Annotated in this window: 16 protein-coding genes; 9 read left to right on the forward strand and 7 right to left on the reverse strand. The window is 69.7% G+C overall.

What is annotated here, in order from left to right; all coding sequences use genetic code 11:
• Positions 1–9: 9 nt before the first annotated feature.
• On the reverse strand, positions 10–1,446 hold the full coding sequence (locus Q0D75_RS17315) for a glycosyltransferase family 39 protein (protein ID WP_291056267.1): 1,437 nt from the start codon (positions 1,444–1,446) through the stop codon (positions 10–12).
• A 53-nt stretch (positions 1,447–1,499) separates the two neighbouring features.
• On the opposite strand from Q0D75_RS17315, the gene Q0D75_RS17320 reads away from it, so the two are divergent.
• Positions 1,500–2,000, forward strand: a complete 501-nt coding sequence (locus tag Q0D75_RS17320; protein WP_291056269.1) for a PaaI family thioesterase — start codon at positions 1,500–1,502, stop codon at positions 1,998–2,000.
• A 9-nt stretch (positions 2,001–2,009) separates the two neighbouring features.
• On the opposite strand, the gene Q0D75_RS17325 is transcribed toward Q0D75_RS17320, so the two are convergent.
• Positions 2,010–3,143 (reverse strand): AI-2E family transporter, encoded by a 1,134-nt coding sequence (locus Q0D75_RS17325; protein WP_366513455.1) that lies wholly within the window; start codon positions 3,141–3,143, stop codon positions 2,010–2,012.
• Between the two features lie 119 nt (positions 3,144–3,262).
• On the opposite strand from Q0D75_RS17325, the gene Q0D75_RS17330 reads away from it, so the two are divergent.
• Positions 3,263–3,637, forward strand: coding sequence for an ATP-dependent DNA ligase (locus Q0D75_RS17330; RefSeq protein ID WP_291056270.1), 375 nt, complete (start codon positions 3,263–3,265; stop codon positions 3,635–3,637).
• A gap of 35 nt (positions 3,638–3,672) precedes the next feature.
• Here the strand turns inward: Q0D75_RS17330 and Q0D75_RS17335 are convergent, their stop codons facing one another.
• The gene (locus Q0D75_RS17335; RefSeq protein WP_291056272.1) at positions 3,673–3,879 is read right to left on the reverse strand and encodes a hypothetical protein; all 207 of its coding nucleotides are present in this window, start codon (positions 3,877–3,879) and stop codon (positions 3,673–3,675) included.
• Positions 3,880–3,979: 100 nt separating this feature from the next.
• On the opposite strand from Q0D75_RS17335, the gene Q0D75_RS17340 reads away from it, so the two are divergent.
• Both Q0D75_RS17340 and Q0D75_RS17345 read left to right on the forward strand, forming a co-directional pair.
• Positions 3,980–7,219 carry an efflux RND transporter permease subunit gene (locus Q0D75_RS17340; protein WP_291056274.1) on the forward strand — a complete coding sequence of 1,080 codons (3,240 nt, stop codon included), beginning with the start codon at positions 3,980–3,982 and terminating at the stop codon, positions 7,217–7,219.
• A gap of 258 nt (positions 7,220–7,477) precedes the next feature.
• Positions 7,478–8,791, forward strand: coding sequence for an HNH endonuclease signature motif containing protein (locus Q0D75_RS17345; RefSeq protein WP_291056276.1), 1,314 nt, complete (start codon positions 7,478–7,480; stop codon positions 8,789–8,791).
• Between the two features lie 190 nt (positions 8,792–8,981).
• Here Q0D75_RS17345 and Q0D75_RS17350 read toward each other — a convergent pair whose 3' ends face one another.
• Positions 8,982–9,374 (reverse strand): DUF1304 domain-containing protein, encoded by a 393-nt coding sequence (locus Q0D75_RS17350; protein ID WP_291056279.1) that lies wholly within the window; start codon positions 9,372–9,374, stop codon positions 8,982–8,984.
• 66 nt (positions 9,375–9,440) lie between these two features.
• On the opposite strand from Q0D75_RS17350, the gene Q0D75_RS17355 reads away from it, so the two are divergent.
• Entirely contained in the window at positions 9,441–10,304 is an 864-nt protein-coding gene (locus tag Q0D75_RS17355) for an NAD(P)-dependent oxidoreductase (RefSeq protein ID WP_291056280.1), read from the forward strand.
• On the opposite strand, the gene Q0D75_RS17360 is transcribed toward Q0D75_RS17355, so the two are convergent.
• The 3 genes from Q0D75_RS17360 to Q0D75_RS17370 all read right to left on the reverse strand — a co-directional run bounded on the left by Q0D75_RS17360 (position 10,301) and on the right by Q0D75_RS17370 (position 12,878).
• Positions 10,301–11,836, reverse strand: a complete 1,536-nt coding sequence (locus Q0D75_RS17360) for an amino acid permease (protein WP_291056314.1) — start codon at positions 11,834–11,836, stop codon at positions 10,301–10,303. The genes Q0D75_RS17355 and Q0D75_RS17360 overlap by 4 nt on opposite strands.
• 173 nt (positions 11,837–12,009) lie before the next feature.
• Positions 12,010–12,240: a hypothetical protein gene (locus tag Q0D75_RS17365; protein WP_291056286.1), complete on the reverse strand. Its 231-nt coding sequence runs from the start codon at positions 12,238–12,240 to the stop codon at positions 12,010–12,012.
• A gap of 104 nt (positions 12,241–12,344) precedes the next feature.
• Positions 12,345–12,878, reverse strand: coding sequence for a hypothetical protein (locus tag Q0D75_RS17370; RefSeq protein ID WP_291056289.1), 534 nt, complete (start codon positions 12,876–12,878; stop codon positions 12,345–12,347).
• A 230-nt stretch (positions 12,879–13,108) separates the two neighbouring features.
• Here Q0D75_RS17370 and Q0D75_RS17375 point away from each other — a divergent pair, with 230 nt between their 5' ends.
• From Q0D75_RS17375 to Q0D75_RS17390, 4 genes are all read left to right on the forward strand, one after another.
• Positions 13,109–13,693: a helix-turn-helix domain-containing protein gene (locus tag Q0D75_RS17375; protein WP_291056291.1), complete on the forward strand. Its 585-nt coding sequence runs from the start codon at positions 13,109–13,111 to the stop codon at positions 13,691–13,693.
• A 72-nt stretch (positions 13,694–13,765) separates the two neighbouring features.
• Positions 13,766–16,816, forward strand: coding sequence for an MMPL family transporter (locus Q0D75_RS17380; protein ID WP_291056292.1), 3,051 nt, complete (start codon positions 13,766–13,768; stop codon positions 16,814–16,816).
• Complete coding sequence (locus Q0D75_RS17385) at positions 16,813–18,798, forward strand: YhgE/Pip family protein (protein ID WP_291056294.1); 1,986 nt, start codon at positions 16,813–16,815, stop codon at positions 18,796–18,798. The genes Q0D75_RS17380 and Q0D75_RS17385 overlap by 4 nt, the downstream gene beginning before the upstream one ends.
• 75 nt (positions 18,799–18,873) lie before the next feature.
• Positions 18,874–21,057: S8 family serine peptidase (locus Q0D75_RS17390; RefSeq protein WP_291056302.1), on the forward strand; the 2,184-nt coding region annotated here is incomplete at its 3' end.

Raw genomic sequence — 21,057 nt, forward strand, 5'->3', positions numbered from 1 at the left:
CAGCAGGGTCTAACCGACGGGCGCGTCCTCCAGCACGTACAGCGTCACGTCGTCGATCACGATCTCGTCGAGCTCGCCCGCGTTCGAATCCAGGAACGCCTCCACCTCCGGCGTCTCGGGAAAACGCAGCGAATCCTTCACCGCCACGGCGACGATGTCGGGATCAGCCGCATCCACGGTCTGCCGCCCGTCGAGGTAGGGCAGGTACTCCCAGTCGGCCATCCCCGACACCAGAACCTCGCCCGAGTCGACATCCACCCCGAGCTCGTCCAGCGCGGGGAGTACGAGCGCCATACCCTCGGCGCGCTCGTTCGCGATGGCGACCGAGGTCCACACCGCGCAGACGACCCCGAGCGCGATGAGCAGCCCCGCCAGCACGCGCGTGAGCACGGTGGCGACGGATGAGCGCCGTCGCCCGAGCAGCACCGAGACCCCGATCCCGGCCAGCACGCACAGCAGCCACACCCACGCGTAGTAGTAGTGCGTGAGCGCGACGGTCGAGACGAACAGGTAGAACACCAGCAGCAGAGCGAGGGCCGCGCCGACGTACAGGGGCAGGGCGAGCCCGGGAGGCCGGCGGAAGAAGGCCGCCACGGTTCCGGTCACCAGCACCACGCTGGCCGCGATCCCCATGCCCTCCACCGAGAACAGCAGGTTGGCCCACCACGGCGGGAACGAGGTGGCCACGCCCGCCACCACCACGAGGTGCCCGGCCGCATTGTGCTCCGACTGCATCTGCAGCATGTACGAGATGGCCGAGCGGATGCCCATCGGCAGGTACGCGACAACGAACACCACCCCGAACACGGCCACGAAGACGACGGCGCCGAGGATGGTGTCCCGGATCCGATTCGCCAGCAGCGGGAGCAGCAGGATCGCCGGGATCATCACCGCCGTCGACACCTTCGAGGTGACCGAGAGCGCCATGGCGACGGCCGAGAGCACAAGCCACCACCACGAGCGTGTGCGGAACCACCGCCAGGCCGCCGCGAAGGCCGCGATCGCGAAGAACACCATGAACGGTTCGAGCAGCCCGAACCGGTCCAGCCGCACGCCGCTGCTCATCCCGTGCGGCAGCAGCATCCAGGCCCCGGCGGTGAACAGCGCACCCGGCCAGCCGATCTCGCGTCGCAGCCAGAAGTACAGGATGGCTCCGCCCAGGATCACGGTGCTCGCCGCCGCGATCCGCGGGCCGAGTTCCCCCTGGCCGAACACCAGCTGCGACAGGCCGATGACGTACTTCGCGACCGGCGGATGCTCGCGGTTCAGCGCGAAGTCGCCGTGCACGTAGGCCCAACCGGCGTCGCGGTAGATCGGCTCGTCGGCGTTGAGGTTGGCGGCGGCGAGGTTCCAGAACGACTGGTACAGACCCCACACCAGCACGGCCAGCCCGAGCCCGATCTCCAGTCCGCGCCGAGGAGTCGGAGCGGTGGGAGCGGAAGTCACGAGGGCCATGGTAATTCACCGGCCCGATCCGGATGCTGTCGTAGCCTTGCAGCATGGAATCCGAACCCGTGCGCCGCCGCATCATCGAGTGGGAAGACCCGCGCGACACCGCGAGGGTCTCGCCCGATGCCACCGGCCTCGAGCACCTGCAGGCCATGATCGACGGCGAGGTTCCGCCGCCGCCGATGGCCTCGCTGATGGGTATGAACCTCATCGCGGTCACCGAGGGCTCGGCCACCTTCACCTGCACGCCCGACGAGTTCCACTACAACACCGTCGGCACCGTGCACGGCGGCCTGGTGTGCACGCTGCTCGACTCGGCGGCCGGATGCGCGGCGCAGTCGGTGATGCCGGCCGGCCACCTGTACACCTCGATCGAGCTGAAGGTGAGCTACCTGCGCCCGCTCCGCCACGACTCCGGTGAGGTCACCTGCGTGGGCACGGTGCTGAAGTCGGGGCGCCGGGTGGTCTTCACCGAGGCCACGGTGACGGATGCCTCGGGGGCGCTGATCGCGACGGCCACGAGCTCCCTGCTGGTCATCCCGACCAGCTAGCGCCCGGAGTCAGACCTTCGCATCCTGCTTGGGGAACACGACCTTCTGCACGATGATGATCGCCGAGGCGGCGATCGGGATGGCCACCAGCGCGCCCAGCACGGAGCCGAGCGTTCCGCCGGCCACGGCCGCGATCACCACGATGGCGCCGGGCACGGCCACCGCGCGGTTCATGATGCGCGGGCTCAAGAAATACGCCTCGAGCTGCATGTACACGACGTAGTAGATGGCCGCGACGAGCGCGGTGATCGGCGAGGCGAACAGGCACACCAGGATGATGACGATCGACCCCGACAGCGTTCCGACCAGGGGGATCAGCGAGGCCAGGAACGCGATGAACGCGAGCAGCACGGGTGCCGGGGCCCCGATGATCGACAGGAAGATCACGCTGAGGATGCCGTTGATGGCCGCGAGTCCGATCTGCCCGACCACATACCGCCCGACGGCGCCCGTCACATCCTCGGTGAGCGAGGCGAAGGCGGGGCGCTTGTTGGCCGGCACGAAGCGGTAGGTGATCTTCTTCATGCTGCGCAGCGACGCGAGGAAGTACAGGGTCAGGATGAGCACGATCACGCCGCCCGTGGCCCCGCTGGCGATCCCGGTTCCGACGGCGAGCAGGCCGCCGCCGAGGGCGAGCAGGTTGTTCGGGTCCTGGAAGAACTTCGCGGCGTCCTGCACGGCGCTGTCGATGTCGACGAAGTTGCCGACGAGCCCCTGCAGGCCGGTCACGAAGTCGCTGTGGGTGACGTCGTCGACGATGTCGCTGAAGTTGTTGATGAAGTAGGAAGCCTGGTTCACCACGAGCGGGATGACGGCGAAGGCCAGCCCCACGAAGATCCCGATGACCGCGGCGAAGACGATCACGATGGCCAGCGGTCGCGGCATCCGCCGTTCCAGCCAGGAGACCAGCGGATCCAGGCCCAGCGCGAGGAAGAGGGCCACCCCGATGTAGATGAGCACGGTGCTCAGCTGGGTGACGATGCCACCGATCAGGATGGCGAGCAGCACGCCCAGACCGCCCACGAGGCCGATCCGGAAGGCGTTCACCCGTACGGATGGAGTGCTGTCGCTGCCGGCGACCTCGAGGTCTGATCCCGGCTGCAGTGCGGCCGATTGCGGCGAGGCCGACTTCTTCTTGAACACGAGCACACTCCTTGCTTTCCCGTGCGCGGTGCGCCACTGTGCTGGCAACCCTAGCCCGCTGCGCGAGAAGTCGCGCGGCATGCGTTAATGGACTCAATACACCTGCTGGAGGAAAACGCATGGGAAAGCTCTTGTACGGGGCCTCGAACATCGAGATCGAGTTCGACGACCGCACGCTCACGCACCTTCAGATCGTGATCGCGGCCAAACTGCGCCGTAAGGAGAGCTTCTTCTTCTCCTGGAAGGACGACCCGGCGATCGGCGACGGCCGCTCGAGCATCTGGCTCGATGCGTCCATCCCGCTGTACTTCAAGTTCGCCGGCGGGCGCGTGCCCGCGATCAACCGTGAGTGGCTGGACATCCTGACGGCGTCGTCCAACGGCAGCGGCGGGCTGCAGTTCACCGAAGAGCCCGGCAACGCGCACAACGGCAACGGCAACGGGAACGGCGGCAACGGTCACGGCGGAGCCTCCGGTCCCGCGACCGTGCGCTAGGAGCCGAGTTCGCCGCGCGAGCGGCATCCGCTCCTCTAGAGCGTGTTCTCCAGAGCGCGCTCGGCACTGTCGAGGTCGGTGAACGTGCCGAGATTGCGCCCGTTGCGGTTCGTGACCACGAAGCCGTGGGTTCGTTTCTGCGTGACGATTCCCAGCGGACGGGCCTCGTCGGAGGTGGCGACCCAGAGGCCGGGTTGGGCCTTCCGCCAGGCGATGGCGGGGGCCAGTGGTGCTTTCGTCATGGTTCTCCCTTGAACGCGACTCGAAAATCCTAGTTGCTCCCCCGGGGATGCGATAGTTAAGGTGCTGAGCGATCGTGCTCCGGCTGACAGGGGATTTCTCGTGCACTTTCTCGCCGTCCTGAGCATGAAGAACCGGGCGCTGATCGCCCTGGTCACCATCGTGGTGGCCGTGTTCGGCGGGCTCGCGCTCACGAACCTCAAGCAGGAGCTCATCCCCTCGATCGAGTTCCCGCAGCTCGCGGTGCTCACCACTTACCCGGGCGCTTCGCCCGAGGTGGTGAACGACGAGGTCTCGACGCCGATCGAGACCGCCATCCAGGGCGTCGAGGGGCTGGAGATCAGCTCGGCCACCTCGAGCACGAACCTCTCGATCATCTCGGCCACCTTCACCTACGGCACCGATCTGGCCACGGCCGAGCAGAAGATGGCCCAGGCCATCAACCGCATCAAGTTGACCTTGCCGGCGGATCTGGATCCGCAGGTCATCTCCGGCAGCATCAACGACCTGCCGATCATTTCGATCGCGGTCTCAGGCGAAGACGCCAAGACCCTCGCGCAGCAGCTCGACGTGGCCGCGGTGCCCGACCTCGAGGCGATCGACGGCGTGCGCGCCGCCTCGGTGCTCGGCCAGATCGGCCAGCGCGTCACCATCACACCCTCGCTCGAGAGCCTCGCGGCAACCGCGGTGAGCACCTCGCAGATCACGGATGCGGTCAAGAACAACGGGGTGCTGATCCCGGCCGGCACCCTCACCGAGGGCGGCCAGAGCTACGCGGTGCAGGCGGGCTCGAAGCTCACCTCCACCGACGACATCGCGGCCCTCCCTCTGCCCGCCGTGAACGCCGACGGTACGCCGGTGACGGTCGGTCAGGTGTCGACGGTCGCCATCGCCGACGATCCGGTGACCTCCATCTCGCGGGTGAACGGCCAGGACGCGCTGACGATCTCGGTCACCAAGGTGCCCTCGGCCAACACCGTCGAGGTGTCGAAAGACGTGCGCGCGCTGCTGCCGCAGCTCGAGAACGACCTGCCCGGCGCCACCTTCACGATCGTGTTCGACCAGGCCCCGTTCATTCAGGAGTCGATCGAGTCGCTGGCCACCGAGGGCCTGCTCGGGCTGTTCTTCGCGGTGCTCGTGGTGTTCGTCTTCCTGCTGTCGATCCGCTCGACGTTGGTGACGGCGATCTCGATCCCGACGTCGGTGCTGATCACCTTCATCGCCATGCAGGCCACGGGGTACACGCTCAACATCATCACGCTGGGCGCGCTCACGATCGCGATCGGGCGCGTGGTCGACGACTCCATCGTGGTGATCGAGAACATCAAGCGGCACCTCGCGGTGCTGGCGGGGTCGACCCTCGGGCCGAAGGAGGCGGGTGCGGCGCGGGCTTCGTTGATCGTGGATGCGGTGCGCGAGGTGGGTGGCGCCATCACGGCCTCGACCATCACCACCGTGGCGGTCTTCCTGCCGCTGGCGTTCGTGGGCGACACCACGGGCGAGCTGTTCCGGCCGTTCGCGCTCACCGTCACGATCGCGCTGCTCGCCTCGCTGCTGGTGGCCCTGACGATCGTGCCGGTGCTGGCCTACTGGTTCGTGCGCCCGCCGAAGGTGAAGGCGGGCGCGGCCGAGACCGGGACGGCCGTCGAGGAGTCCGCCGAGCATCCGCATGGATCGCATGCAGCACCCGTCGTCGACGACGTCGCCGCCGCCGCCGAGGCCGCGCCCACCCGCCGGGCGCGCACGCACCGCGTCGAGATCGAGGACGAGCCGACCACCGCGCTGCAGCGGCGCTACCTGCCGATCATCACCTGGACGCTCAAACACTCGGTCGTCACCATCCTGATCGCCGTGTTCGTGCTGCTCGGCACCCTCCCGCTCACGCTGCTGATGAAGACGAACTTCCTCGGCTCCAGCGGCCAGAACACCTTCACCGTCACGCAGACGGTGCCTGTCGGTTCCAGTCTCGACGCCCAGTCGGCGGCCGCCATGCAGGTCGAGACGGCGCTCGAGGGCGTCGACGGGATCCAGACGGTGCAGCTGACCATCGGATCGTCCGGCAGCTCGCTCCGGGACGCGTTCTCGGGCGGCGGCGACAGTGCCATCACCTACAACATCACCACCGACGAGGGCGTCGACCAGGATGCGCTGCAAGACGCCGTGCGCAAGACCGTCGAGGCGGTCCCGGATGTCGGCGAGGTGTCGGTGTCGGCGTCCTCCGGCTTCGGCGGCTCGTCCGACATCGCGATCGACGTCACCGCGACCTCGCAGAGCGACCTCGCGACGGCCGCGCAGTCGGTGCTCACGAGCATGCAGGGACTGGATGCCGTCAAGCAGGCCTCGAGCAACCTGAGCGATTCGCGCCCGTACGTGCAGGTGGCGGTCGACCGCACCAAGGCCGCGCAGGCCGGCCTCAGCGAAGTCGCCGTCGGCGGGATCGTCTCGCAGGCGATGCAACCCACCACCGTGAGCACGATCGTGATCGACGACAAGAACTACACGATCTACCTCGACGCGGCCGATCCGCCCACCTCGCAGGAGGCGCTCGCCGCGCTGCAGATCCCGACCATCGCCGGTCCCGCGCGGCTCGACTCGCTGGCCACGGTCGCCGTGGTCGACGGCCCCGCCACGATCACCACCGTGAAGGGCGTGCGCACGGCGACCGTGTCGGTCACGCCCAACAGCGAAGACCTCGGCACGGCGAGCTCCGAGGTGTCGACTGCGCTCGCCGACGTCGAGCTGCCGGCCGGCGCGACCGCCTCGGTGGGCGGCGTCGTGACCGACCAGTCGGACGCCTTTTCCCAGCTCGGCATCGCCCTGCTGGTGGCCATCCTGATCGTGTACGTGGTGATGGTGGCGACGTTCAAGAGCCTGCTGCAGCCGATCCTGCTGCTCGTGTCGATCCCCTTCGCCGCGACCGGAGCCATCGCGCTGCAGGTCATCTCGGGCATTCCGCTCGGCGTGCCCTCGATCATCGGCGTGCTGATGCTGATCGGCATCGTGGTGACGAACGCGATCGTGCTCGTCGACCTGGTGAACCAATACCGGGCAAGGGGTCTGCCGGTGCGGGAGGCGTTGGTCGAGGGCGCCTCGCGGCGACTCCGGCCGATCCTCATGACGGCACTGGCGACGATCTTCGCGCTGCTGCCGATGGCGATCGGGCTCACCGGGCAGGGCGGGTTCATCTCGCAGCCGCTGGCGATCATCGTGATCGGCGGGCTGGTGTCGTCGACACTGCTGACACTGATCGTGCTGCCGGTGCTCTACAACCTCGTCGAGGGCACGCGGGAGCGCCGTCGGGCGCGGCGGGAAGAGCGGGCTGTGGCGGCACTGGCCGGGTAGGGCCGGTGGGGGCTGCCGCGCGCTTCGCGCTTGCCTTCGAAGGGATGGGCTGGGTTCTCGAGGCCAATGTCGGTGGGTGCTGATTGAATTATTCTCATGAAGCAGTCGAGGGTGGTGTTCACCGAAACCCGGGACACGCCAGCAGTCACGAAGCCCTTGCGGGCACCACGGTCTGGCGCGCCTGGCTCCAGGGCGTCGGGATTCGGATCGGTCTTCGCCCACCCATCGCTGCGACAGCGGCTTGACGAGGTTCTCCGGATGCTCGTCCACGACGAGCGGGACATCGCCGCGGGAGAGGCGCGTCGGGCCCGGCACCTCGCGATAGCTGCGGCGATCGCGGATCAGATCGCATTGGCCGAACCCGGCGACGACTTCGACGGAGCACCCCCACCGCCGACCCGTTCCAGTCTCGGCCGGGATTCGTCTCTGGTGGAGTGGGGTCGCCGGTCGTTGGCGGCGGAGATCGGCTGCGCACTCCGCCGCCCCGAATCCACCATCACCCGTCTCATCGGTGACGCCGAGCACCTCGCCGACCAGCTGCCCGGCACCCTCGCCGCGCTGGAGACCGGGGAGATCTCCTACCAGCACGCCCGCAAGATGGTCGCCCACGCCCAAACCCTCCCCCGCGAGGCTCAGGGCGCTTTCGAACGCGACGTGTTGCCGGTCGCCCTGGTGGAGACCGCGGCCCGGTTCGACGACCATGCCCGCCGTGTCCGGGAGAGCTCGCACCCGGAGTCGATCATCGACCGCGCCACCCGCGCCAAAAACCTCCGCGGAGTCTGGCTGGAACCCGGCCTGGACGGGATGGCCACCCTCCACCACCACCTCCCCGCCGTGGATGCGGTCGCAATCGATGACCTCATCGACCGGATGGCCCGGAACCTTCGCACCCCGGAGGACACCCGCACCCTGCCGCAACGCCGATCCGACGTCCTCACCGACATCATCCTCGGCCGCGACGGCACCGGTCCCCGCCTCACCCCGACCGTCATCGTGACCGTTCCGGCCCGCACCATCGCCGGCGACGACACCCAGCCCGGCGACCTTCACGGGTACGGGCCGATCGATCCGGACACCGCCCGCGAGCTTTCCGCGACCGCACCGACGTTCCTGCGCGCTCTGACTGCCCCCGATACCGGGCAGATCTGCCAGGTCACCCGCCGCCGCTACCGGCCCACCGCAGAACTCCGCACCGTCCTCACCATCGATGACCAGACCTGCCGCTTCCCGGGCTGCCGGCGCCGGGCGACCGCCTGCGAACTCGATCACACCGTGGACTGGGCTGATGGCGGCCCCAGCACCCCCGAGAACCTCGCCCATTTGTGCCCGAAACATCACCATCTGAAACACTCCACCGCCTGGAGAGTCGAACCCGATCCCACCGGCAACCGCACCCTCCACTGGACAAGCCCCGGCGGCGCCACCTACACCACCACCCCAACCGGACGACCACCCACCCCGCCTGCTACACCGCCGCCGTCCGCGAAGCTACCGCGACCACCGGTCGACGTCTTCAGCACGCACCACAGTCCGCCAGCGAGCGACCCCGACTACGAACCGCCACCCTTTTGATGAGGGAGCGGACTGGGCGACCACGTCTCCGGAAGGGCTCACCGTTTGACGGATGCAGAATCGGCGGGGAGCGACCCCATAGACGGCTTCGGTCGGCGCCAATTCTGCATCCGCTGACAGAATGCCCGCCAGCTCAGGCGAGTGGGGCCAGGTCAGCCGAATGGGCCTGCTCAGCCGCCGGGCTGCGAGGTCAGCGAGTGACGAGGGTGATCAGCAGGAAGATCACGCCGAGGAGGGGGAAGGTGCCCTGGATGGAGGCGGAGCGGAGGCGGCTGCGGCCGGTGCTGAGCAGCACGAGCGCCGCCGCGAGCATGGAGCCGGTGCTGAAGAGGGCCAGGGCGAAGCCCGCGGCGTAAGCCGGCGTGAACACCAGCACGATGCCGATCGCGGCGCCGATCGCGAGGAACAGGTTGTAGAAGCCCTGGTTGTACGCGAGCGGCGCTGTGGTGTCGGCATCCTGCTGCGAAGACAGGCCGAAGACCTTCCAGGTGGCGGGGTGCCGCCAGCGCAGGCTCTCCAGCACGAAGATGTAGACGTGCACGAGGGCTGCGAGCCCTACGAAGACCGCTGCGAGGATGCCCATGCGGCCAGCCTAGTGGCGGGTCATACTGAGACGGCCCGCTGATGGGCCGCTGACCGAAGGAGCCCCATGACCCACGTCGTCGTCACCGGAGGAAGCGGCAAGCTCGGCGCCGCCGTCGTGACCGAGCTGCTCGAGCACGGCTACGAGGTGACCGTGCTCGACCGGGTGCGTCCGGCCGCCCTCGATCCGCGTGCCCAGTTCGTGCAGCTCGACCTCACCGACTACGGTCAGGTGCTCGAGGCGCTGACCGCCGTCGATGACCGCTACGACCACGTCGACGCCGTCGCCCACCTCGCCGCCGTGCCGGCGCCGGGGCTGCTCACGAACTCCGCCACCTTCGCCAACAACGTGCCGAGCACGTACAACGTGTTCGCGGCCGCCCAGGCCGCCGGCATCCTGAACGTCGTCTGGGCCTCGAGCGAGACCGTGCTCGGGCTGCCGTTCGGGTCGTCACCGCCCCCGTCGTTCCCGGTCGACGAGAGCTACGCGGTGCGGCCGCAGAGCACGTACTCGCTCGGCAAGGCGGTCGAGGAGGAGATGGCCCGGCACTTCACGCGCTGGAATCCCGACCTCAAGCTCATCGGCCTGCGCTTCTCGAACGTGATGGTCGAGAGCGACTACGCCGCATTCCCCGCGTTCGAGGACGACCCCGAGTCCCGATCCTGGAACGCCTGGGGCTACATCGACGCCCGCGACGGCGCCCAGGCCGTGCGCCTGGCGCTGGAGAGCACCCTCACCGGCTTCGAGGCCTTCATCATCGCCGCGGCCGACACCGTTCTGAGCACGGGCTCCTCGGAGCTCGCCGCCCGCTACTTCCCCGACGTGCCCTTCACGCGCGAGGTCGTGCCGGCCGAGACGCTCCTCAGCATCGAGAAGGCGCGACGGATGCTCTGGTACCGCCCCGAGCACAGCTGGCGCGACCACGTCTAGCCCTTCGACGCGGGCGGCCCCTTCGGCTTGTCCGAGCCGGCGGTGCGCTTCGGCCGCCCGCCCAGCGGCGTCGGGTTCGCCACCGTCGGATACGCGCCGGTGAAGCCCGAGCGGGCGGCGGCGATGGCCAGGATGCGGTCGCGGTACACGAACCAGCCCACGATCAGCAGCGGGATGATGATCACCAGCGACGCGATCGTGAACGTGCCCGCCGGGTAGTCGAACGCCATCAGCACGAGCACCGCCACCAGGAACGCCAGCGTGAGGTACGAGGTGAACGGCGCCGCGAACAGCCGGAACTTCGGCCGCACGTAGAGGCCTTGATCGGCCAGCTTCTTGAACTTCATCTGGCAGAGCACGATCGTGCCCCAGCTCGCGATGATGCCGAGCGCCGACACGTTCAGCACGATCTCGAAGGCCTGGGCCGGCACCACGAAGTTGAGGCCCACGCCGAGCAGCGCCACCGCCGAGGTGAGCAGGATCCCGCCGTACGGCACGCCGCGCTTGTTCATCTTGCCGGTGAACTTGGGCGCCGCCCCGCTCGTCGACATCGAGTGCAGGATGCGACCGGTCGAATACAGCCCGGCATTGAGGCTCGACAGGGCCGCGGTCAGTACCACGAAGTTCATCGCCGACCCCGCGATCGCCGCCACCGTAGGGTTGCCGATGTTCGAGAAGAAGGTGACGAAGGGGCTCTCGGTGGCCGAGTAGGTCGAGGCCGGCAGCAGCAGGGCCAGCAGCAGCACCGAGCCGCAGTAGAAGATCGCGATCCGGAACACAACGCTGTTGATGGCGCGCGGCATGATCTTCTCGGGGTTCGGCGTCTCGCCGGCGGCCGTGCCGACCAGCTCCACACCCGCGTAGGCGAACACCACACCCTGGATCATGATGATCGCCACGACCAGGGTGTTGATGCCGTCGGGGAACAGCCCGCCCTCGGCCGCGATCATCGGGATGCCGGTGACCCCCTGATCCGTCGGGAACGCGAAGGCCAGGAAGACCACGCCGATGATGAGGAACGCGACCAGCGCCACCACCTTGATCAGCGCGAACCAGAACTCCATCTCGCCGAACACCTTCACCGAGATCATGTTGGCGCCGAGCACGACGGCCAGTGCGATCAGCGCCAGCAGCCACTGCGGCACGTCGGTGAACAGGCTCCAGTACTGCACGTACACGGCCACCGCCGTGGAGTCGACGATGGCGGTCATCGCCCAGTTCAAGAAGTAGAGCCAGCCCGAGACGTAGGCGGCCTTCTCGCCGTAGAACTCACGAGCGTAGGAGACGAACGATCCGGATGACGGCCGGTGCAGCACCAGCTCGCCGAGCGCCCGCAGGATGAGGAAGGCGAAGAAGCCGCAGACCGCGTAGTCGACCACCAGCAGCGGGCCTGCCTCGTGCAGCCGGCCTCCGGCGCCGAGGAAGAGGCCGGTGCCGATGGCGCCGCCGATCGCGATCATCTGCAGCTGCCGCGGCTTCAGCGACTTGTGATAGCCGGCCTGCTCGTCGGAGAAGTCCTCCACCGAGGTCATCCGGTCGCCGAACACCTCGCGGGGCGACTCGTCGGCGTCGGCGATGTCCTCGCGTGCCGCGTCATTGTTCTCGCCGGCCATGCCGCCTCCTCAGATCGACCCGCAGTGACGGAGACGACGCTACTCCTGGATGCGTTTCGCGCGGGTTACCGCTGCCGACCGCGTGGCGCCGGTCAGCCGCGCCGTTCGCGCAGCCTCAGGATGCGCGCACGCCAGGCCGCACCGCCGCCGAGGGCGAGCAGCACGATCGCCGCGCCGACCGCCACCTGCCAGGCGGCATTGCCGCTCAGCAGGTTGGCGAACAGGGCGAGCAGCGCCGCCCCGTTCAGGGCGAGCGCCGCGAGGGAGAAGTGCGCCGAGGTCCAGCGCGGTCGCGACTTGTCGCGTGGGGGGAGGGCGGGCATCGGGGCTCCGGTCGGTGAGTCGGGCAATACGGGGTGGGGCGGTTCGCGCGGGGCAGGCGGGTCGGGTCGGCCCGGGCTGTCGGGTCGGTCCGGGTGGTCGGGGTTCAGGATGCCGGGGCCGGCACCCGGAACACCCGGATGCCGAGCGCCCGCAGCACGGCCTGCCCCGACCGCAGCCGCAGCGTGCGCCACGGCCGGGAGTGCTCGTCGGAGTACAGCCCCGATTCCACCTGATACAGGATCTCAGGCGCCAGCGCATCGCGCACCCGGCGGGGGAGTACCCGCGAGGCGCCGGCGAGGATGACGACGATCCGCACCGTGTCAGGGCGCAGGCGGTCTTCTTCGCGATCGAGCATCCGCAGGCCTCGGCGCAGCGACGACTGGCCGTCGCCGACCTGGGCGACCACCACGGCGATCGTGGGAGGCGGATCGTCGCCGTCGTCTTCTGCCGGCTCGGCCGGCGTTGCTCCGGGGTCACCCACCGCCGGGTGCGGGTCGACGACCGGGATGCCGTACTTCGCGGCATCCTCGCGCAGGGCCTCGAGCACCTCGCCGGGGTCGCCGGCGAGCAGCAGCACCGGGGCCGCCATCCGGGCCGCGATGCGCCGTTCGCGGCGGCGGGATTCTCGAGAGCGCACAGGAGCCGTCCCTCAGGCCCGGGGCATCAGAGCTTGCCGGGTCAGCAGCACGCGGTCGGGGGAGTCGTGGCGGTCATGGCACAACCCTAGAGAACGGATGCCCCGCGCGCGGTGGGTGGGTGACGGACACGTCCCGAAACGGCTGTCTCCCTGCGTCGTAGCTGGGGGATCTCTTCGAATCTGACCGATCGGGCAGACGCTGACCGATCGGTCAGACTACGGTGGATGTCGTGCCCAGCAACCAGCCGATCGCCCGACCGCAGACCGACGTCGCGGCCGAGCTGCGCGCCATCGCGCTCGAGATGTTCGCCGAGAACGGGTACTCGGGCACGAGCCTGCAACAGATCGCGGAGGCGGCCGGCTACTCGAAGTCGAGCGTGCTCTACCACTTCCGGTCGAAGGAAGCGCTGTTCGAAGAGGCCCTCGCCCCCTCGGTGGCCGAGCTCGACGAGTTCCTCGGATCCATCGTCGCGAAGGTCACCTCCGACGGCCAGCGGGCGCAGTTCACCGCCGACTTCGTCGACCTCCTGCTCGAGCACCGGCTGGCCGCCCACATCATCATCAATCAGGGCCAGACCCTCTCCGACATCCCGATGGTCGATCGTGCCACGGGCCTCATCCAGCGCATCGGCGAGTCGTTCATGTCCGACCTGCCCACCACCAAGCAGCGCATCCGCCTCGGCGTCGCCCTCGCCGGAGCCGCCTACATCCTGGTGGCCTCGCGCCCCAGTCTCACCGAGATCGACGACATCGACGAGGTCAGGGAAGCCCTCATCGACGTGGTCGGCGAACTGATCACTCCTTTGTCCTCCTAGGGCCTTGTCTTCCTAGGGCACTGTCCTCCTGACGTCCGAAACCCGAAACCCGAACACCCGAGGAGCTTCCCCATGGCCACCCTGCTCTACCGCATCGGCCGCTTCGCCTACCGCAAGGCCTGGTACGTGGTGCTGGCCTGGGTTCTCGCGCTCGGCGCCCTCCTCGGCGGAGGCCTCGCCCTCGGCGGGCAGTTCCAGGAGAGCTTCACGATCCCGGGCACCGAGTCGCAGCAGACCATCGACACGCTCGACAAACTGTTCCCCTCGGCGGCAGGCGCTGCGGCCACGGTCGTGGTGGTGGCCCCTGACGGCGCATCCGTCAACGACGACACCGTCAAGCAGGAGATCTCCGACGTCTCCGACGACCTCGGCAAGCTCGACCAGGTGGCCTCGGTCATCTCGCCGTACTCCGAGTACGCCACGAACGCGATCTCCGAGGACGGCACGACCGCGCTGATCAAGGTGCAGTTCGACGGGCCGGCGACGGATGTGACGGACAGCACCATCGAGCAGGTGCAGACCGCCGGGAACTCGCTGCAGAGCGACGGCATGCAGATCTCCTACGGCGGCGAGGTGTTCACCACCACCACCTTCGGTCTGACGCCCACCGAGGGCATCGGCGTTCTGTTCGCCGGCGTCGTGCTGTTCATCACCTTCGGCTCGCTGCTCGCGGCCGGCCTGCCGCTGCTCACCGCGCTGCTCGGCGTGGGCATCTCCACCGGCGGCATCATGGCGGTCGCCAGCTTCACCACGGTCTCCAGCACCGCTCCCATGCTCGCCGTGATGATCGGTCTCGCCGTCGGGATCGACTACGCGCTGTTCATCCTGTCGCGCCACCGAAGCCAGTTGGCGCAGGGGATGGATCCGGAGGAGTCGGCGGCGCAATCGGTCGCGACCGCCGGCGGTGCCGTGGTGTTCGCGGGCCTGACCGTCATCATCGCGCTACTCGGACTGCTCGTGGTGGGCATCCCGTTCCTCTCGGTGATGGGCGTCGGCGCCGCCTTCGCGGTGTTCGCGGCCGTGTCGATCGCCATCACCCTGCTGCCCGCCATCCTGGGCCTGGCGAAGGGGCGGCTGATCCCGAAGCCCGGCTCGCGCGCGGCGCGGCGCGCGCTCGCCGCTGCCGAGCACGACGCGGAGGGGACGACGGCTGCGGCTCCGGCCGGCGACACCGAGACAACCACAGGGCCCACAGTGGCCGCCAAACCGGCCAAGCCCCTCAAGCCGAGCCTCGGGGGCCGCTGGGTGGCGCTCGTGATGAAGGCGCCGATCGTGTTCATCGTGGCCGTGATCGGCCTGCTCGGCACGGTCGCCCTACCGGCCTTCAGCCTCGACCTCAACCTGCCCACCGCGGCCAGCCAGGCGGAGGGCAGCTCGGCCCGCATCGCCTACGACACCATCGCCGAGAAGTTCGGGCCCGGCTACAACGGCACCATCGTGGTGGTGGCCGACATCACGCAGACCACCGCCATCCAGGACGACCTGGCGGGCATCCGGAGCGAGCTCGAGGCCGTGCCCGGCGTCGCCACCGTGGGCCCCGGCATCCCCGACCAGACGCTCGACACCGCGATCTTCCAGGTGATCCCCACGACGGCTCCGGATGACCCGGCCACCAAGACCCTGGTGGAGAACCTGCGCGAGATGAAGGGCCAGGTCGAGGCCGACTACGGCGTGCCGTTCACGGTGAGCGGCCAGACCGCCGTCGCCATCGACGTGTCGAACCAGCTCACCGGAGCTCTGCTGCCGTTCGGCGTGCTCGTGATCGGGCTGTCGATCATCCTGCTGGCGATGGTGTTCCGCTCGATCGCGGTGCCCGTCAAGGCGGCGCTCGGCTTCGTGCTCACCGTCGGCGCCTCGTTCGGTGTGACGGTCGCCGTGTTCCAGGACGGCTGGTTCAACGACCTGCTGAACGTGCACGCGACCGGGCCGATCATCAGCTTCCTGCCGATCCTGCTGATGGCCATCCTGTTCGGGCTCGCCATGGACTACGAGGTGTTCCTCGTGTCGGGCATGCGCGAGGAATACGTCAAGACCCGGGATGCGAGACGGGCGGTGCGGATCGGGTTCCAGCACGGCGCCCGCGTGGTCACCGCCGCCGCCCTGATCATGTTCTTCGTGTTCTTCGCCTTCGTGCCGGAGGGTGACGGGCCCATCAAGGCCATCGCGCTGGCGCTCGCCGTGGGCGTGTTCGTCGACGCCTTCCTGGTGCGGATGACGCTGGTGCCCGCCGTGATGACCCTGCTCGGCGACAAGGCCTGGTACCTGCCCAAGTGGCTCGACCGCATCCTGCCGAACGTCGACGTGGAGGGCGAGAGCCTGCGCGGTCACATCGAGGAGACGGAGTGGGCGTCGGTGCACACCGGTGACGCGGTCACGGCCGACGACCTGGTGGTGCCGGGAGCCGGTGTGTCGGCGAGCTTCTCGCTGCCGCGCGGCTCTGTCGGCGTGCTGACCGGCCCGACCGCGGCCCGCCGGCTGCTGGGTGCGGCCGTCGCCGGGCGGATCTCGCCGGAGAGTGGGCACCTGCAGGTTCTCGGCGCCTCACTGCCCTCGGAGGCCGGCTCGGTCGTGAAGCGCGTGACGCTGGTCGACCTCGACTCGCGGCGTCCGGACGTGTCGACGGCCGTGGGCGACGCGATCGGCGAGCGGCTCAGGCTGGCGAGGCCCTGGTTCAGGCGGGTGCCCCGCGGATCGGCGGAGCTGCTGGTCTCCCGCATCAACGCCTCGCTCGCCACCGTCGAGGGGGAGTCGCCGATCGACATCCACCGCACCCTCGGCGAGCTCTCGCCGCTCGCGCTCTCGCTGCTGTTCGTGGCGCTCGGCGTGGCCGACGGAGCCGAGCTTCTGGTGGTGGATGCGGGCGACGGCGACTTCGCGCATCCGGCCAGCCCGGCCTTCGCCGGCGCGGTGGCGGGGATCGCCGATCCCGGAACCGCCGTGCTGCTCGGCCTCGAGGAGGAACCCGCGCTGCACGCGGCCACGGTCGGCGACCGGCCGCTCGTGCGCATCGATCTGACCGCCTCGGCGGGCTCGTCCGCCTCCCCGGATTCGCCCACCCCGGGCGACTCGCCCGTCCCGACCGGCTCGTCCGTCTCGTCCGACTCGAAAGGAACCGTGCGATGAGCACCGCGGAATCGACCGTGCAGACCACTCCGACGCCCCGGATGCGCCGCCGCACCAAGCTGGTGCTGGCCGTGCTGGCGACCCTCGCGGTGATCTTCACGCCGCTGGCCGTCAACGGCCTGTTCGCCGGCGCGCTGGCGAACGCCGACACCAACCTCAACACGGTGCCCGCGGCGATCGTGAACGAAGACGAGATGACCACGACGACCGCGGCCGACGGCACCCAGACGGTGAACTTCGCCGGGCGCGGGCTCGTCACCGAACTCACCGGCTCGTCCAGCGGCTTCGACTGGCAGCTCACCAATGCGGATGACGCAGCGGCGGGCCTGGCCGACGGCACCTACTACGCCGTGCTCACCATCCCGAAGGACTTCTCGGCGACTCTCAACACCCTCGCGACCTCGAACCCGCAACAGGGTCTGATCGACATCCGCACGAATGCCTCGCACGGCTACCTCTCGGGCGTCGTGGCCTCCACGGTGGCCTCGGCCGTCCAGGCCGGCTTCGGCCAGACCGTCACCGCGCAGGTCGTCAACGGCATCTACACGAGCTTCGGCACGGTGGGCACGAGCCTCACGGATGCCGCGAACGGCGCGACGCAGCTGGCCACCGGGGCCGACGGTCTGGCCTCCGGATCGGCGCAGCTGGCCGACGGCCTGAACCAGCTCGGCGCCGGAGCCGCGACCGCCGCATCCGGGGCCTCACAGCTCTCGGACGGCGTGGCCGCCTACACGGGCGGGGTCTCGGACCTGTCGACGGGACTGAACACGATCGCGGCTGAGACGGGGTCGCTCGGGCAGCTCTCGACGGGTGTCACCGACTACACGAAGGGCGTCACCGCCCTGTCCCAGGGCTACGACCAGATGATCGCGGCGCTGGCACCCGCGCTCGCCCCCGAGGTGAAGGCGCAGCTCGACGCGTACGGCACGCAGCTCAGCGGTGCGGCCGCGGCCGGTCCGCAACTCGCGGCCGGAGCATCCGGTCTCCCCGCCCTCTCCGACGGCATCGCTCAGGCGGCCGCCGGCGCCGACCAGCTCGCGGCCAACGGTCCCGACCTCGCCTCCGGGGCCTCCGGTCTCGCCGACGGCGTGAGTCAGCTCGCCACCGGCGTGCAGCAGACCGTGCCCGGTGCGCAGCAGCTCGGTAGCGGCGCCACGCAGCTCGGCGACGGTGCGCGCACGCTCGCCTCGGGCCTGCAGACCGGCGCCGACCAGCTCGGCGGCAACGCCTCGGGCGACACCCAGGCCGCGGCCGACGTGATCGCGCAGCCCGTGAAGGTCGACGTGAGCACGGCGAACCAGGTCACCGCCGTGGGCCAGATCGTCTCCACCATCCTGCTGCCGACCGCGCTCTGGATCGGTGCCCTCGCGCTGTTCCTGTGGCTGCGGCCGTTCTCGAAGGCGGTGCTGGCCAGCTCGGTCAGTACGGCGCGCCTCACCGTGCGCACCTTCGGACGAGCGGCGCTGTTCGCCGCGGCGCAGGCGGCGCTGCTGGTGGCGTTCCTGCACCTGTTCCTCGGGGTGGCGTGGAGCTCGCTCCCGGCGACGCTCGGCTTCTCGCTGATCGTGGCGTTGGCGTTCACCGCGTTTCACCAACTGCTCACGACGGCGTTCGGCCGGGTCGGCGCCGTGATCTCACTGGTGCTGCTCGCGCTGCAGCTGGCGGCGACGGGTGGTCTGTACCCCGTCGAGATCCTGTCGGGTCCGTTCCAGGCGATCAGCGCGATCAGTCCGCTCGCGTATGCGGTGTCCGGCATCCAGACCATCCTGACCGGCGGTGATGCCGGAGTGGTGGTGACGGCGGCGCTCGTGATGGCCGCGATCCTGCTGGTGAGCATCCTGCTCTCCGGGGTGGCGCTGGCCCGCCGGCGGCGACCCGTGGAGCTCGGCTGGCTCGTGCCCCGGCGCGAGCCGCTGGCCGCCCCGCGAAGCCGCGCGCAGTCCGCGCTTCTCCCGGCGCCGCGTCCCGCGCCCTCGAGCTGACGCCCGGCGGGCCGGATTCGCTAAGATGATCGCGGTCCGCACCGGAGGGGTCGTGCGGAGAGTTGGGGGAAATCCGTGCTGCGCGACGTCTCGAATCGTCCGATCCGTGTCATCCGGAACCGTCAGGAGCGAGCCGGGCGGACGGCCGCTGCGGTCGCCGCGGCCGTCGTGCTGGGCGCCCTGGTGGCCGTGCCGACGGCAGCCCACGCCGATCCGCTTCCCGGCGGTGGATCCGTCGTGAGCTCCGACGGCGTGCTGGCCTCCGCGCTGGAGCGACTCGCTGCATCCGGAGCCTCGCCGAGTTCCGATGAGGGTGCCGGGGCGGCCGGGCTCCCGGCGGAGGGATCCGGCAGCCTCGTCGTCGACGAGGCCGACCGCGTGGTCGTCGACATCCGCTTCGCCGGTGAGGCCGAGCAGGCGGCTGCGGTCGATGCCGTGGCCGGTCTCGCGGAGGTGCGCTCGGTCACCGAGAGCGCGCCCACGATCGTGGCGTACGCGACGCCCGGGAGCTTCTCCGCCCTCGCCGCGCTGCCTGGTGCCGTGGCCGTGAACCCGGCGCTCACGCCGGCCGTGACGGGCGCCGCCACGCTCACGACGCCCGACGACGTGACCGCGGCCGCCGAGGCGGGCGCGTCCAGCGGATCCGCCGCAGGCGCCGCTCCGGACGCCGCGACCTGCCGCAGCATCCCGGTCAACTCCGCGGCACCGCTGAAGGCCGACCTCGCGCGAGCCGACTTCGGCGTCGACGGCACCGGCGTGCACGTGGGCATCATCTCGAACTCCTTCGACCTCGCCGGCCCGTCCGAGCCGGACGTGCTGGTCGGCAGCCTCCCCGGACCCGGCAACCCCTGCGGCTACTCCACGCCCGTTAAGGTGCTGGCGCAGGAGGACCCCACGCTACTGAAGGCCACTGACGAGGGCCGGGCGATGGCCCAGGTGGTGCACGGCATCGCCCCCGGCGCCACGCTGAGCTTCTCGACGATGGGCGTGACCGACGCCGAGTTCGCCGACAGCATCCTCAAGCTGCAGCGCGCCGGCGCCGACGTGATCGTCGACGACGCCGTGCAGTACGACGAGCCGTGGTACCAGCAGGGGCTGATCGCGCAGACCATCCAGACGGTCACCGAGCAGGGCGTGCTCTACATCGCCGCCGCGCAGAACGAGGGCAGCGTCGGCACGGTCGGTGACGGCACCGAGTACCAGAGCATCGGATCGTGGGAGGCCGAGTCCTACCGCCCCATGGAGTGCATGCCGGCCGTGGTCGAGTACGCGAAGAAGCACTTCCCGGATGACATCTTCGACTGCAACGACTTCGCCCCGGACGGTGCGGAGGCCGACCCGCTGCTGGTCGCCAGCTTCGACGTGGGCGACCCCGTGAACCCCATCACCATCGTCGCGCAGTGGACCGAGCCGGTCGACGGGCTGCAGACCACGGTGATTCCGTTCGTCGTGTTCCAGGCGTCGGCGGATGCCGCTCCGGAGGTGCTCGGCACCTCGGGCACTCTGGGTGCCGATGTGCCCGCCAGCATGGCGCAGGTGAAGACGCCGCCCGGCCCGAGTGCCACCTACGGCATATCGCTCGCTCGCGTGACCAACCACGGAACTCCGCATCTGCCGGGCGTGAAGATGATCTTCGCGCTCGACGACGCCGGCGTGGCGAATCTCAAATACTCGGGGGACTGGCCGGCCGGAGTCACCGTGGGCCCCACGGTGTTCGCGCATCCGGCCGACCCGAGCACCTTCACGATCGGGGCGGCCGTGTCCTTCGTGCCGACCGAGATGGAGCTGTTCTCCGGCACCGGTCCGGCGCGGTACCTCTTCGCCCCCGTCGAGGTGAAGCAGCGCATCGCGGCCGAGAGACTGGCCGAGCCGACGGTTCTGGTGAAACCCGATGTCGTCGGTGTCGACCAGGTGCGGAACACCTTCTTCGGCACACATGTGACGTCCGGGCCCCTGGAGGGGTACTACTTCATCGGCACGTCGGCGGCGGCGCCGAACATCGCCGGCGTGGCGGCGCTCGCGCTGCAGTACTCGCCGGAGGCGACCGTGGCTGATCTCCGGGCCGCGTTCGAGGCGACCGCCGTGCCGCTGCCGGCCCAGCGCTGGAGCTCCGGCGTGAGCGACGAGAACGTGTGGGGCAGCGGGCTCGTGGATGCCGACGCCCTGCTCGGCGCACTGCCGCCGGCGCCCGCACCGGTGCCGGCCGCGGAGGGTCCTCACCTCGCCGCCACGGGTGAGGCGGCCGAGCCGCTCGGCGCC

The organism is Herbiconiux sp. (genome assembly GCF_023264855.1).
Classification (GTDB): domain Bacteria; phylum Actinomycetota; class Actinomycetes; order Actinomycetales; family Microbacteriaceae; genus Herbiconiux.